At 58.8% G+C, this 12,297-nt stretch carries 15 protein-coding genes; 7 read left to right on the top strand and 8 right to left on the bottom strand.

What is annotated here, in order from left to right:
* The 3 genes from AC1RQK_RS40210 to AC1RQK_RS40200 form a co-directional block, all read right to left on the bottom strand.
* Positions 1-227 (bottom strand): conjugal transfer nickase/helicase domain-containing protein (locus AC1RQK_RS40210; RefSeq protein ID WP_492815210.1); only part of this gene is annotated, 227 nt, incomplete at its 3' end.
* 44 nt (positions 228-271) lie between these two features.
* Complete coding sequence (gene mobH, locus AC1RQK_RS40205) at positions 272-1,927, bottom strand: MobH family relaxase (RefSeq protein ID WP_492815208.1); 1,656 nt, start codon at positions 1,925-1,927, stop codon at positions 272-274.
* A gap of 58 nt (positions 1,928-1,985) precedes the next feature.
* Positions 1,986-2,528 carry a hypothetical protein gene (locus AC1RQK_RS40200; RefSeq protein ID WP_492815206.1) on the bottom strand — a complete coding sequence of 181 codons (543 nt, stop codon included), beginning with the start codon at positions 2,526-2,528 and terminating at the stop codon, positions 1,986-1,988.
* Positions 2,529-2,650: 122 nt separating this feature from the next.
* Here AC1RQK_RS40200 and AC1RQK_RS40195 point away from each other — a divergent pair, with 122 nt between their 5' ends.
* Together AC1RQK_RS40195 and AC1RQK_RS40190 are read left to right on the top strand one after the other, a co-directional pair.
* A complete protein-coding gene (locus AC1RQK_RS40195; RefSeq protein WP_492815204.1) occupies positions 2,651-3,028 on the top strand; it encodes a DUF4124 domain-containing protein in 378 nt (125 codons plus the stop codon).
* Between the two features lie 301 nt (positions 3,029-3,329).
* Positions 3,330-4,577, top strand: a complete 1,248-nt coding sequence (locus AC1RQK_RS40190) for an HNH endonuclease (protein ID WP_492815202.1) — start codon at positions 3,330-3,332, stop codon at positions 4,575-4,577.
* Between the two features lie 305 nt (positions 4,578-4,882).
* Here AC1RQK_RS40190 and AC1RQK_RS40185 read toward each other — a convergent pair whose 3' ends face one another.
* Genes AC1RQK_RS40185 through AC1RQK_RS40175 form a run of 3 tightly spaced genes read right to left on the bottom strand, consistent with a single transcriptional unit; the run spans position 4,883 to position 7,064 of the window.
* On the bottom strand, positions 4,883-5,710 hold the full coding sequence (locus AC1RQK_RS40185) for an SIR2 family NAD-dependent protein deacylase (RefSeq protein WP_492815200.1): 828 nt from the start codon (positions 5,708-5,710) through the stop codon (positions 4,883-4,885).
* 47 nt (positions 5,711-5,757) lie between these two features.
* A complete protein-coding gene (locus tag AC1RQK_RS40180) occupies positions 5,758-5,964 on the bottom strand; it encodes a hypothetical protein (protein WP_492815198.1) in 207 nt (68 codons plus the stop codon).
* Positions 5,965-6,005: 41 nt separating this feature from the next.
* On the bottom strand, positions 6,006-7,064 hold the full coding sequence (locus AC1RQK_RS40175) for a helix-turn-helix transcriptional regulator (RefSeq protein ID WP_492815196.1): 1,059 nt from the start codon (positions 7,062-7,064) through the stop codon (positions 6,006-6,008).
* A gap of 127 nt (positions 7,065-7,191) precedes the next feature.
* Here AC1RQK_RS40175 and AC1RQK_RS40170 point away from each other — a divergent pair, with 127 nt between their 5' ends.
* From AC1RQK_RS40170 to AC1RQK_RS40150, 5 genes are all read left to right on the top strand, one after another.
* Positions 7,192-7,608: a hypothetical protein gene (locus AC1RQK_RS40170; RefSeq protein WP_492815194.1), complete on the top strand. Its 417-nt coding sequence runs from the start codon at positions 7,192-7,194 to the stop codon at positions 7,606-7,608.
* Positions 7,609-7,617: 9 nt separating this feature from the next.
* A complete protein-coding gene (locus AC1RQK_RS40165) occupies positions 7,618-7,758 on the top strand; it encodes a hypothetical protein (RefSeq protein ID WP_492815192.1) in 141 nt (46 codons plus the stop codon).
* Between the two features lie 160 nt (positions 7,759-7,918).
* Positions 7,919-8,290, top strand: a complete 372-nt coding sequence (locus tag AC1RQK_RS40160) for a hypothetical protein (RefSeq protein WP_492815190.1) — start codon at positions 7,919-7,921, stop codon at positions 8,288-8,290.
* A 158-nt stretch (positions 8,291-8,448) separates the two neighbouring features.
* Entirely contained in the window at positions 8,449-9,846 is a 1,398-nt protein-coding gene (locus AC1RQK_RS40155; RefSeq protein WP_492815188.1) for a hypothetical protein, read from the top strand.
* A gap of 721 nt (positions 9,847-10,567) precedes the next feature.
* Positions 10,568-11,035, top strand: coding sequence for a cupin domain-containing protein (locus AC1RQK_RS40150; RefSeq protein ID WP_477119923.1), 468 nt, complete (start codon positions 10,568-10,570; stop codon positions 11,033-11,035).
* A gap of 171 nt (positions 11,036-11,206) precedes the next feature.
* Here the strand turns inward: AC1RQK_RS40150 and AC1RQK_RS40145 are convergent, their stop codons facing one another.
* Both AC1RQK_RS40145 and AC1RQK_RS40140 read right to left on the bottom strand, forming a co-directional pair.
* Positions 11,207-11,431 carry a hypothetical protein gene (locus AC1RQK_RS40145; RefSeq protein WP_492815186.1) on the bottom strand — a complete coding sequence of 75 codons (225 nt, stop codon included), beginning with the start codon at positions 11,429-11,431 and terminating at the stop codon, positions 11,207-11,209.
* Positions 11,425-12,297: TraM recognition domain-containing protein (locus AC1RQK_RS40140; protein ID WP_492815184.1), on the bottom strand; the 873-nt coding region annotated here is incomplete at its 5' end. The genes AC1RQK_RS40145 and AC1RQK_RS40140, both read right to left, overlap by 7 nt.

Here is a 12,297-nt window from a genome sequence, read left to right as displayed (position 1 = left end):
GCCGGCTTGGTGGCGATGTAGTGCCAATGCGCCTTGAAGACCGCCTTCTGCACCGCCGTGTACTCCAGGGCTTCCCCACTCTCGGCGCGTGGATCGGTGTCATGCGTGAACTGGCGGAAGATCCGGGGGGTCACCAGCAGTAGGCCCTCCTTGACCGAATGGACCTGTGCCTGGGAGGTATTGACCAGCAAGCTGCCTTGCGCAATGCCCTCCTGCAGCCACCGCATGAATTGCAGCGCCAATGGTGGCGGGGGCGCTTCGTCACGTGGCGTCAGGGGCGGTAGGGCGGCGTGGCTGGAACCACGGGTGGGAGAATCTCCGCTGGAGGCATTCTTGGCATGGGAGCGGGACGGCTTGTGCCGGTGTCTGCCGCTCTCTGTTGCCGGACCTCGGCCTGCAGGGCGGAGGCCGATTCGATCTCATCGAGGAAGTCCCCAGCGCTCAGGGTTTCGGGAGCCGGATCGTCAATCGATTGAGCCGCAATTGGTGCAGCGTCATGGGAGCTGACGCGGGAGACCGGCGCAGCATCCGGCTGGTTGGTGGCAGCCATTGACTCAGGTTCCGAAGCAGATGGGGCTGGCGCGCCAGCCATCGACGCGTTGGATTCGGGGGCTGGGGAAACCGGCCCAGTTTCCGTATTACGCGCGGCCGTAGAGGCAGCTTTCGAGGGACTGGTGCCGGATGCAGTCTCAGCTGGGTTGGGGTTTAGCGTGGGCATCGTTGCACCAGGATCCAGAATGACGATCCGGCCAGCGATGGCACTCGGATACTGCGACGGATCCCGATACAGTTTCTCCAACGGAAAACGCAGCACCCGCATATCTGCCGACCACGTCTCCAGCTCGATGCGGATGTGCCAGATCGCGCCATGGGTCAGTGGATTGGTTATCACGGCGCCATACTCCTGGAACGTGTCATAGATCCGCTCGTCCTTATCCGGACCAGGAATGCCCTTGCCCTCGCCCTTGGCGGCAAATGCCTGGCGCAGCTCCTCCACCAGTCGTTTGCAGACGAACCAGGCTTCTCCCCGGTAGATCCAGCCCACTGCGCCGGGACGGTTCAGCGGCAACCGTCCACCCTCCTCGAGCAGGGCGCAAAGCTCGCGCATCAGACGCTCAACCAGCGGCACAATCCTCGCTGAAGCAAACCTGGCACGGGAGCCGGACCGCAGGTTGTGTGCCACGGACTCTCGGTCGGCCTTGGTCACGATCTCGGCAATCAGGCTCTTCTCGTCGTGCTCGTCTCCCAGATAGGCCATCAACTCCTGCAGCAGAGCGGGATCGGATGACAGCCACTGCAACGTAGGCGGCGGGATCAGGCGCTGGGCCAGAATGACGGGCAGCTTCTGATGCCGGGTGTAGTCCCGATTGGCCTGGAAGGCCACCCGGTACGTCTCGGCGCCGCCTTCGACCAGCGAGCCCGATAGCGGATGCCAGGGCCAGCTTCGATGTCCGGCGCGCGCCGTGATCTGCAGATCGGCCATCGGCTTGCCAATATCGTGGAGCAGCGCGCCGACGAAGACGCCGTAAGTCCACAGATGTTGCAGCTTGTGGATATCCTCGGGCGGTACGCCGCGCGGTAAGGTATAGCTGGTCCGGATGCCCAGGGCGTGGTTCAAGACCTCGAACAGGTGGATCAGCAGCCCACCTGGCTGGGCGTGGTGGTGACTCTCGGATGCCGGCAACATTTGGCACAGATCCGCGACAGCGTGCAGGAGCGGGGCGCAGTCGCGGGCAAAGCTGGCGGCGGTGAAGCCTGAGCGCTGGCGAATGGACTCCCAAAGGCCCTGCAGTTGCAGGCCGCCGATCAGTTGCTCTGCTGTGTGAACCTGGATGTCGCTTCCGGTCGGAGGCAGCAACTGCCTGCCAGGCAGTGATGGCGTGTCCGGGGCTGCGCCATCGGGCTGGCGGCGCGCCAGCAATACCAAGGCGCAGCCGCCGATGACGGCGAGGATGCGCCGGCGCCAATGCTGTGCCAGATCCAGTTCATTGGGCTTGGGATTGCTGCGTCAGCAGCCAGTGGGCGGTAACGTCTGGCACGGGATGCTCGATATCCAACTGGTACACGACCGGGTCAGCGTCTCGAACGAAATCGGCAAAGGGCTGTTCGACGAAGGACCAGAGTGTGTGAGAGACAGCATGGCGCACGCGCCATGTCAGGAAGTCGGCCCGCGAGAGGCATTGCGCCAACTCGGTGTCCGAGATGGAATCAGGCAACTGGGTCAGAAGCAAACAGACCTGATGGTCTGGCAGCTCGTCTGGCCGGGGCAGGAATTCGCCGAGCCCATCAAAGCGGTTGAGCCAGAGTAGTAGGGTGACACGCCAGCGCACCAGGTTGCGTTGTTGCAGTATCGCGAGCAGGCGCTGCAGCGCACTGGCGCGTGGGTCGCTGGCGGCGCCGTTGGCATGAGGTTTGGCCATGAAGAGAAGGGCGAGCCCGCGCCCGCAGAATTTGTCACTGGCAAAACGATACGGACCGGAGCACGGGTGTGCCAGCGGAAACCTGCGGCAGATGGCGCAGGTTTTCAATGGCTTGGCAGGCGGTTTTTCGATAGCATCCCAAGGCACTGCTTAATGGATTCAGGCCACCCCTCTACAGAGGGGGGCTACGCTGAGGCTGGCGTCTGCACAATTCTTACAGGAGGATTGCGATGCTGCTTATGCCGTTGTTGCTCATGCTGATCGGGATGTGCGTCCACGCCCAGACGATCTATCAGTGCCGAAGTCCGGCGGGAAAGGTCACTCTCCAGGACTCACCGTGCCCAGACAACGCCAAGACAGAGTTGTCTCGTAAGTCCATTGGCCAACTCAACGCGGAAGATCGTACGCAGCCATTTGTGATTGGCGACCAACAGTCTGCGAAACGACTCGCATCGAGCATCATCTGCCCTTCCCTGCGGCAGCAGTACACGGCAAACCTGGCTTGGTCTGAGCGTGCTATGGCCCGGAACGATCCCGCTGAGGCTCAACGAGCTGCCGAGGCAGTTCAGCGAACCGGGGCTCAGATTTCAAGTAACCGGTGCGAGTGATTCCTGACAACTGTCAGCGGCGGCCTGTCGCATGGCGTGTCCGATTACGCTCTTGCAGCGAGATCGAGCTATTATGGGCGTCCTCGATCTCGGTACGTAATTAGAATGGCCGGGAACAGCCGTGTCCGGTCGTTCGCTTGAACGCGCGCATGGACGCCAGGACGACCGTTCCGCAGCCAGTTCCAGCGTTTCATGGGCATTTCGGCGAAGCATGTCCTAAGCCGGAGTGGTCCGCGCTAAAAGTGGCTTCTGCCTTAAAGCTTGAGTCAGTATCATGATACTTTCACTTCAACAGTAGGCCATGAAGACAAACCTAAGTCTCGAACAGATCCACGCCCTCGTCTGCGATAGGTTTCCTGCGTTGGAGCGAGAAGCTAATACGATTAGCAATAGCTACTTCCTGGGAAAAAAGAGTGTTGGGAACAGGATCTTTCGGCTCAAGCCGGCGCCTCGGGGTCTGTTGGATTTAAAGCTTGCGCAGTCCAGTTCGTCGGAGGGAGACCGTTCGCTGGAACTGGTGGATTCGGTAGAAGCCCTCGAGGCATTTATCGAACGCGAGATTTCCCTTCTGCAGGAGAAGACCGGGACGCCACGAAGTCAAGCTCCAGTGTCCTCCTCTAGTTCGATGTCTGACCTTTCAAGCTATACGGGCAACCCGCCAAGTGCATTTGCAATGAGTGTCATTCGTGCGCTGGAAGACGAAGGCTTTGCCGTCGCTACTACGGCGCAGGGTCCTGTAAAGGAACAGCGACGAACGTTGCGTATCACCTGGCGCGGCATCTACATCGGACAGATGAGCGAGGGCCTTTGGGGGCGTAGAGCTCCATACGCCTGCTTGTACCGCTTCCCAAAAGACGGAGCTTCCTTCTCGGTCGCCAAGGCTCCGCAAGACTTCGACAAGAACGCCTTCGCCCGGGAGCATGATTGTGATCCGGATCTCCTACACGTCTATACGGACTACAGCGGTTCCTATCTATGGGTCAAAGACGAAGCGACAAGTCTGCTTCTAATGCGCGATTGGGCGAGAAGGATTGACGGAGTCTTCTTTCAGTCGACGGGCAGTCGGGAGGCAGCGAAAATCCAGAATGACTTGCACACAATCTTGGCGGACAAGTCCAAATCTGAGACCGAGCGTCTCGCAGAAGTGGCTGTACGACTGGGGCAGGGACAGTTTCGGGTTGATCTGGAGCGGGAGTTCGAAGGCGCTTGTGCAGCCACGCGGTTAGCTGTTCTTCCGGTTCTGCGAGCCTCACATATCGTGCCTTGGAGTCATTCGACTGGCGCACAAAGGCTCGACCCCAAGAACGGGCTGCTACTGTCGGCCAACATAGACGCGTTATTCGATCGTTATATGATTACCTTCCGGCCGGACGGGAAATTGGCAGTCTCCAAGTCTGTGACGCACCGCGACTTAGAAATGCTTGGCCCCATTCAAGATCTTCAGAGCAAGCCATGCGACAGGCGCGCCGCTTACTTAATGTTTCACAACGCGGAGTTCGACCGACTCGAACAGAAACGTTCAGAGTACGTGAGTGCCTCGGCCCAATAGCAACGCTACAACGTTATGCTGCGCGTGCCATTGCCGACGACAGCAAGTTACAACAGACGCCCATCGGGCTACGAAGTCACTTCGCGCGCCGGCAACGGCACGGCAACGGCAGTTGGTAACTGCCTGTGGCGCATCGACACCAACGGTCGCCTACGGCCACAAGCGGCCAGTCGGGGATTCCTCCTAAATTGGCGCCAATAAGCAACATCGAGGGCTTTTTATAGTGGGCGTCGCCAGCGCGAGTGCGCTTGCCCGCCACTCGCGGAGCCGTGGATCTGAGTCCACATTACGCCATGCAGAGGGAATCAGGCGGTACTGACGATCGCCTCAAGGCTACGCAGCACCGGGAGGGCGCCACCCTGCAATCGAATGACATCGGGGCGACCGCCCTGGACATCGGTGGTGTTGATTCGAATGAGCGGGCGACCAAGCCGCTCTCCGAATCGACGAACGGTCGGAATTGCATTGCCGGCTCCAAGCTCTATCACGAGGATCCGCCCGGCTTGGCGTGGCACCCACGCGTTCATCTGCTCCCGAGATAGGTCATACCAGCGGGATTGCCACTCAATATCATCGAAGAGCAAGATGTTCGGCCGTGCAATTCCGCCGCAATGTGGGCATCGGGGCAAATCGCCGATCCAGAGGCAATTCTTTTCGTCGATCACCGGAGCGAGGTGACCAGCTCCAAACGGCTCACTGCCCGCGCAATTGTCAAGACATTGAAGGAAGTTGATAGATCCGTGACACTCAACAACCTCGCTATCTGCGAAGCCGGCCTGCTGGAAGTGCCCATCCACGTTGCTGGTAAACACAAAGGTACCGTTGCGGATGCCCGAAGCCCAGCGCCTTAGGATTTGGAAGCCCTCGTGCGGAACGGTCTTGCGATATAGCGCGAGCCGGTGCCCATAGAAGCCCCAAGCAAGACGCGGGTTTTGGCGAAAAGCTTCCGGAGAGGCAATTTCCTCGAACCCAAAGCCGGCATGTCGCAAGGCGGGGTAGGCGCCCCAGAAGCCTTCGGCCCCGCGGAAATCGGCCAACCCCGACTCGACGCCCATCCCCGCCCCGGCAGTCACGATCATGGCTTTCGCTTCCCGCAGCGCCTGGGCTGCCAGTTGAAGTTGATCCTTGTCCATTTGCTCCGGGCCTCAAAGCTGCAGATTTATCACACTTGCCAGATTCCTCAGTCGCCAGCGCGATAGATCAGGGCCGACAACTGGTTGCTGCGGCCGAAGGGCCGGTTGTGGGCGTCGTAAGTGAAATCGCGCCCGGCGTTGTAGCGGCCGAGCAGCTTCATGTGGGCGTCGCGAGCAATGCCGTTGCCATGATCATCCATGGCAACAAAGCCCATCACTCGGTTATGAGCGTCGCGGATCGTCTTGAGCGTCATGGTCATCTCCGTGAGGTGAGAACGATCCGGATCTTAGGGCGCTAACTGGCAGGCTGGGTTCCAGAACCCACGCCTTCCGCCGGGTGATCCTCGTACTGGGCCAGGGCCTGCTTCAGGTGGGCGATCATTTGCTCGCGCATGCTTGCTGGTGACACCACTTCCACCGTGGTGCTCTTCTCGAGGAGAAGGTTGGTCAGGGATATGGATGGGATGACGGTCGCAGTGAGCATGAAGCAGTTATCGGCTTCCTCAATGACCTGATCGTGGCTCAGTTTGAGGTATCGGAAAGCATGCTCGACTCGCCTCCCGTCTTCCGCGATTTCCCTGACGCGCAGCCGCACTTGAGCCGGCTCGCCGGCGAAGAACTCCATGGCTCGGTCTCTTTGAACGAACTTGTCGAGGGTGAAATTCTTGTCGCGAGTAAGGTCGATTCCGGCTGGCTTCAGGGCTACGATCCGGTCCATCCGGAGGACGGTGGGTGTCGGCTGCCCCGAGCTTCGGCGGCGCTTGACCACCAGGTACCAGAGCGGGCCTTTTTCTATCAAGGCATGGGGAATCACTCGAGACTCCTTGGGCTCGGCGTCGAGCGACGTCCGGTAAGTGATATCCAGAGACTCGTCGTTGTATAGCGCGTGCCCAACGATCTGGAAGAAGTCGTCTCGAATGGTTGGCGGAATTAAGGGGTATCCGCCATGCAGCCGGATCGTCTTGTCCATCCAAAGGCGAGCTGCTGCGAGGTCGAAGGCGGTGGGGTGCTCGTTGAGGACGTTAGTCGCAGCCTCGAAGTTGGGCTCGAGCGACGCTACAACGCTGGCGGGAAGGTGCCGCTCCGCAAGATGGCGGAGGGTAAGGAGGGCCATCGACTCATTAATGGTCGGTCTGCGGGACGCCGGAGCCGCCTTGAGGGGCTTCCATATTCGCCCCTTGGTGGCGCCTTTGGCACTGGCGTACCCCTTACTCGCTAATAGCCCAAGCGCGTTGCGGATCGTACGAGGGGAACCATGCACGGCGAGGGCCGCCTGCAGTTCGCTGGACAGGAACCCCTCCGGTCGAGTCCACAACAACTCCAAGGTAGCGGCTTCCAGTTTGCTGAGCAGCATATCGAGCACTTATGATTTGTTCATCGTGTTAGGTTGGGGGGGTATCCCGACATCTAAATAATCTGGCACCGCGCGTGCCAGATTCGCCGATATCATAAGTCTCTTCGACCTGTACTGGTTACCTTTTATGCCCCAACTCATCGAGCATATTGACGCGATTGCCCGCCAGGTCTGCCGGGACGTACTGTTCCTGACATTTTTTCAGGACCAGTTCGGGGCGGCCGTGCCTGAGAACTGGAGAGTCAATCCTTCACGCAAGGAGGTCATCTCGTGGCTCGATGCGAATGGCTACACTTGGCGGCAATGCGGTGAAGTTGCGAGCGACCGATGGATGATAGCGGGATACCGAGGTAGCATTTACCTCGACACCCCTTTTGATCGTGCCGACCCCGCATACTTGAAACTGGAGCAATTCCTGGAGAATCCGGACGGCACGCTCCGGTTGCCCAAAATGCGTTTCTGGGCCCTGTCACTTGATGCAGCGATGGACAATGCCCATCACGACGCACCAGGCTATTGGGAAAAAAGAGCAGAGGACTTTTGAGGAGAGTCCATGGAATCGGATGACAGCGACGACTGGGTAGATCCCGAGATCGCGGAGAAGATTCTTGAACAGGAGCGAATCGGTGAATGGTCGGATCCTATGACTATGGATGAGCTCCTCGTCAAGCTGGGCATCCTTACGGTCCATTGACGTGGGGCGGCGGGCCAAACTCGCGCGTTGAGCTGGTTCATAGAGTCGCTCGACAGGGAGGTCGAGGTGCCGAAGAGGCAGTCGAAGAGTAAGGACTAGGTTCGCCACCGCCGCGCGCGGTGCATCGACAAAGCAAAAGCTTGCAGGGAGAAGCACAAGGATGATGGAACCGACGAAACAGAATCTCCTGAACATGATCAGCTCCAGTGGAGGGCGCGGAACTCAGTCGTTTTGCTCGGGATACATGCCGCATCCCAATCCGCGCATGTACAAGTACTTTTGGCGCGTGTTTGTCATGGACACCCCTTGGGAGAATCAGGAATTCTTCGAGCGTGCACCGATCCTTACTACCGCGCAGTTCATGGATCTGTATGCAAAGTACCGGGCGGATGGGGTCTCTTGCCTCATCTATAACTTCCATCGGCCCCGGCACGGGTCGATTTTTGACCAAACGAGCGCCAAGTGGAAAGGTGTGTCATTTGCCCCGGCTTGGGATGACGATCCTGACGTTGAGTGGCAGGGGCACAAGTAAAGACGCCTCGCCACCGGGCACAATGGCTTTCTAACAACAGGACTAAATGCCGTCATGATTTGGCGGGGCAACAGATTTGGGCCTTACCAGAAGGTCGCGCTGGCCTCGATGTTCCATTTTGAAATATCGCGAAAGCGGTCAATGCGAGAAATCAGAGAATGAAAAAAGACGATTATCTGACGGGTGAAGTATTGGAATTTGTCGAGTGGATTAGCAACCATCTCGATCGCGATGAATTCAGCCATGCCTACCGCAATCGGAGAAGCGGCGAGCGCTGGGAGTGCAGAAGCATTTTCGACGCTTACACGAATTATAAATGGAGTCATCCCGAGATCGAGCGCCTTGGTGTGGAAAGTGGCAACTCGTTCGCGTCGAATGCCAAAGCACTAGAGGCCTTACGTAAGGACCTCACGAAGGCGCTTGATACCATCAATGACCGCGATGCATGCCAAGCTGCTATCGACATCGTGACCTGGGGCGGTGTACGGGGCGGAAACGTCAACTGGTTGCTTAAGAACGAGGCGAATCTCGCAAAGCTACTCAACGAGACGCGCAAAGCCTTCGACAAAGGAGATTTGGCGGATACGAAGCTGTTTTCCAAAAAGCTACGGTTTAATGCTGGCATGACGAAGGTATATTCGCTGATATGCGAAAATTTCGTCATCTATGACAGCCGAGTCGCTGCGGCTCTAGGGTGGGCGGTCGTCAAGTTTTGCAGGGGACGGGGCATAGAAGTGCCGACTGCACTTCGCTTCCCATGGGCGCCAGCCAAGGAAGCCGCGAACGCGCCCGATCCCAAATGTCGCAAACCTGGTGAAAATTTTCCCAAACTGAAGTCGGGAGCACACCACGCAGAATGGAATCTCCGTGCCAACTGGATCTTGAGCAAAATCTTGGAGCAGGACGGTGCTAAGCAGAGCGAGTTCTCCAAAATTACTGATTTTGGCACACGGCTACGGGCACTCGAGTCCGCGTTATTTATGATCGGCTACGACTTGCCTGGAGGGCCGGCGATATCCGACGCAGACCTGACAGACACCAATCGCCCATCTGATCTTCCCCCCTCTCCTACAGGCATTGATGCTTCCGGCGAGTCGGACGGCGACTGGGTCTCGTGCGAAACCCTGCGGGGGAATAATCCGTTCAGATACAAAATTGATGCATCCGGCATTGTCACGAAGGCTCAAGACAAGGGCGAGAAAGAAATCAAATTTGAGATCGATGTCATTAACCGCACTTTGTCACTTCTTGCGAATGCGAATAAACAGTACCAGTACGGTGGGCAACCGTTTGGTCTATATAATAGTGCGACGAAGAAAAATGACCCAGATTACCCATGGGGCCTTGGGAAAGCTTACTTAAAGGCGAGTAAGAGGAACCCACCCGATACCAGCCGGCTGGCTGCGGTTTTGGAGGACGTTGGGATCTTGGTGCGCTCGCAGGCAAATGGGAATACCTTGGCATGGAAGCTTAGCGGCGAGGTGGATCTCAATGAGGGTGCGGTGAGTATCGGTTCTATGCTCGAACAACACCTCGCTCGAGAATCAGAGCCTTGAAACCAGCGGGGCAAGCCGGCTCGCGTCGCAGAATTTCTCGTGCGCCTGTCGACCCCCGACGTCCAACGATGGGCTTCGCGTCTTGGGGCCCACTTGGCTAAGGCCGGCGTGTAAAGCGCCGGCCCGGCATCGCCGGCCGTCAGGAGCACATCGAAACAATGCCTCTTTTCAAGGAAAGCGTCGCCCCGTAGCTGCTGTTGTCGGCGGCCACGAAGATCATTGCCGACCCGGGCCCACACCATCTTCGTCTCAGGCGGCGACGCTCCGGGAAAATGAGCGTTCCGCGCCTGGCGTGCAGACTAGCTCCAGGAAAACTCAGGCGGCAGAATGGATGCCACAGGCGAGGCGTCAGCTTCCTGGAAGGTGTCGCATCAACGCACGCGAATCGGACTATCAACCCGAAGCACGGTGCGGGGCCTGGAAGGCCGTGCCATCGAGATATTGGGTTGCCAAACCAGGCGACAGGAGCCTCTCCCCTCGTTGAGCTCGCCTCCGGCGAGGAGGTAAGTAGCAGACTCGACCGACCGCTATGGGTCGGGAACCGCCAGCCAGATCCGCTGAATCTCCTTCGGGTGGCCCCCTTTCGGCAAGCGATTGATTCAGTGCTTGCGGGTTTCCCCTTAATTCTGGGCGCGGATCGCGGTGAGACAATCCAGCCGTATCGCGCGAATTATGCATCGTAGCGATCCAATGCTCGCAGACCAACCGAAGGGAGATGAATATGCATCGCTTTGTCGCTCTTTCCGCTGTCCCAATCGCTTTTGCCTGTGGCTACCTTACAGCCCATACGGGACTGCCGCCGGCCCACGCGCAAATCCCGCCCGCCACATTGGCGCCGCAGATCATCAACTTGGTCGCCATGAGCAATGAAGACATCGGACCGCAGGTTCCCAATATGGGCACGCTACGTACGAAGGGGCTGGTGGCGACGCCACAAGGGACCGTTGCAGTGCAATCGGGCAACGTTCCGAAGCACTACCACACCAGCGCCGACGAGATCCAGTATGTCATTTCAGGAAAGGGCACATTCTGGCTGGGCAGTGAACAGCGCGAGGTCGGCCCGGGTGACCTGATTATCATTCCAAAGGGTGTCGCGCACGCGGGTTCGATCGCAACCAGCGGCGATTTCAAGGCGCTGGCAATCAAGTTGCCGCCGCAGGCTGCCGGAGATACCCATATGCTTCCCTGAAACATCAACGGACTGAAGGCAGAAACTCTGGCTCCCCCAAGAGGCCAGCCTGTTATCGCCCCCCCTGTTCCCTCCAACCGTGTCCTGGCGGCCAGTTGCTTTTCCAAAGCAGCTTGAGCGGCCAGACGAAGACGTGGATGACCTTGAGTTCGTGGAATTCGTAGCGGGAGCTCATAGCCAGCCTCCTGGCACGGTGAGGATCTCGGCCGCGGCCGCGCTGTCATAGCGGGCCTTCATGTCGGCGGCGATCACCTCGAGCGATGCTGGCAAGGCCAGATCGGTGGCGTCCGCCTTGGGGTCGAACAGCGGCAGGCGCAGCTTGTAGAGCTTGCCACCTTCGATCAGCGCAAAGGCCTGGCCCTTGGGGAGCTTGACCAGATCGGCCGGGGTCAGCATTGGCACGAGCTGGGTGGAAATGCGGTCTCGCTGCGGGAGCCGAATTCTTCAAAATCTCGGGGGTCGTTGGTGTCCGAGGCGGCGCTGGCCAGCATAGTCGAAGCGACGGACACTTCAGGCAGTTGGTTGGTCAGAATCTCGGCCGTTTCGTTGTTCTTGACCCGGAGCATGATGAGTGTGTTCAGGTTGCCGCCGATTTGCCCAGCCTTGGCGCGGTTGCCGATCTTGGCTTCGACGTCAGACCAGGTCTGGGTGTAGACCGTGACCTGGAAGCCGGCGCCGCCGGCCTTGTTGAGCAGCGGGATGAACTCGTCGCCGATCAGTTCGTTGAACTCGTCTGCGTGAACCACGATGCGGCGTTTGCCTTCTGCCGTACTTTGGCCAAAGCCGGCGCCAAACTTGTAGAGTTGGCCAGCGATGGAGGTGAGATCGGCAAACATGGCGTTGCCGATAGCCGAGCCGACTTCAAAGTCAGAGCGGGAGTCCAGGCCGACGTAGACGATGCCACCGCGGTTGATGACCGACATCCAGTCGAAAATCGGGCGCGCATCGCCGGTGGCTTCGTAGTCGGGGGAGATGAGCTCTGCAATCTTTCCGGTGGTGAGCTTCTCCAGGAACGGATACAGGGAGGCCACCAGCTTTTCAAAGTAACCGCGCTCTTTGGCCACCAGCCCGGCCAAGGCGTTGGCTACCGGGTCGAACCATGCCTGCGCGTTGATGAAATCGATGAGCAGCAGCAGGTCCAGCGCATGCTGGGTCTTTTGCGCTTCCTTGGTCTTGGTCTTGCGACGGTCCTCATCGCTCGCATACTCTTCGAATGCACTTCTCCAGTTGGGCTGTGTCGTGTCCAGCCAGTGATCGATATA

The sequence above is a fragment of the Cupriavidus sp. GW822-FHT02D05 genome (genome assembly GCF_058802485.1).
The sequence above is the reverse complement of the archived record's forward strand: the minus strand, read 5'-3'. Positions and strand labels throughout refer to the sequence as shown.

What these genes read in the sequence shown, in the direction of transcription:
- AC1RQK_RS40150 (WP_477119923.1), top strand. Translation starts at nt 10,568, where the DNA reads ATGCATCGCTTTGTCGCTCTTTCCGCTGTCCCAATCGCTTTTGCCTGT.
- AC1RQK_RS40155 (WP_492815188.1), top strand. Translation starts at nt 8,449, where the DNA reads ATGAAAAAAGACGATTATCTGACGGGTGAAGTATTGGAATTTGTCGAG.
- AC1RQK_RS40190 (WP_492815202.1), top strand. Translation starts at nt 3,330, where the DNA reads ATGAAGACAAACCTAAGTCTCGAACAGATCCACGCCCTCGTCTGCGAT.
- AC1RQK_RS40185 (WP_492815200.1), bottom strand. Translation starts at nt 5,710, where the DNA reads ATGGACAAGGATCAACTTCAACTGGCAGCCCAGGCGCTGCGGGAAGCG.
- AC1RQK_RS40145 (WP_492815186.1), bottom strand. Translation starts at nt 11,431, where the DNA reads ATGCTGACCCCGGCCGATCTGGTCAAGCTCCCCAAGGGCCAGGCCTTT.
- AC1RQK_RS40170 (WP_492815194.1), top strand. Translation starts at nt 7,192, where the DNA reads ATGCCCCAACTCATCGAGCATATTGACGCGATTGCCCGCCAGGTCTGC.
- AC1RQK_RS40180 (WP_492815198.1), bottom strand. Translation starts at nt 5,964, where the DNA reads ATGACGCTCAAGACGATCCGCGACGCTCATAACCGAGTGATGGGCTTT.
- AC1RQK_RS40175 (WP_492815196.1), bottom strand. Translation starts at nt 7,064, where the DNA reads ATGCTGCTCAGCAAACTGGAAGCCGCTACCTTGGAGTTGTTGTGGACT.
- AC1RQK_RS40165 (WP_492815192.1), top strand. Translation starts at nt 7,618, where the DNA reads ATGGAATCGGATGACAGCGACGACTGGGTAGATCCCGAGATCGCGGAG.
- AC1RQK_RS40160 (WP_492815190.1), top strand. Translation starts at nt 7,919, where the DNA reads ATGATGGAACCGACGAAACAGAATCTCCTGAACATGATCAGCTCCAGT.
- AC1RQK_RS40195 (WP_492815204.1), top strand. Translation starts at nt 2,651, where the DNA reads ATGCTGCTTATGCCGTTGTTGCTCATGCTGATCGGGATGTGCGTCCAC.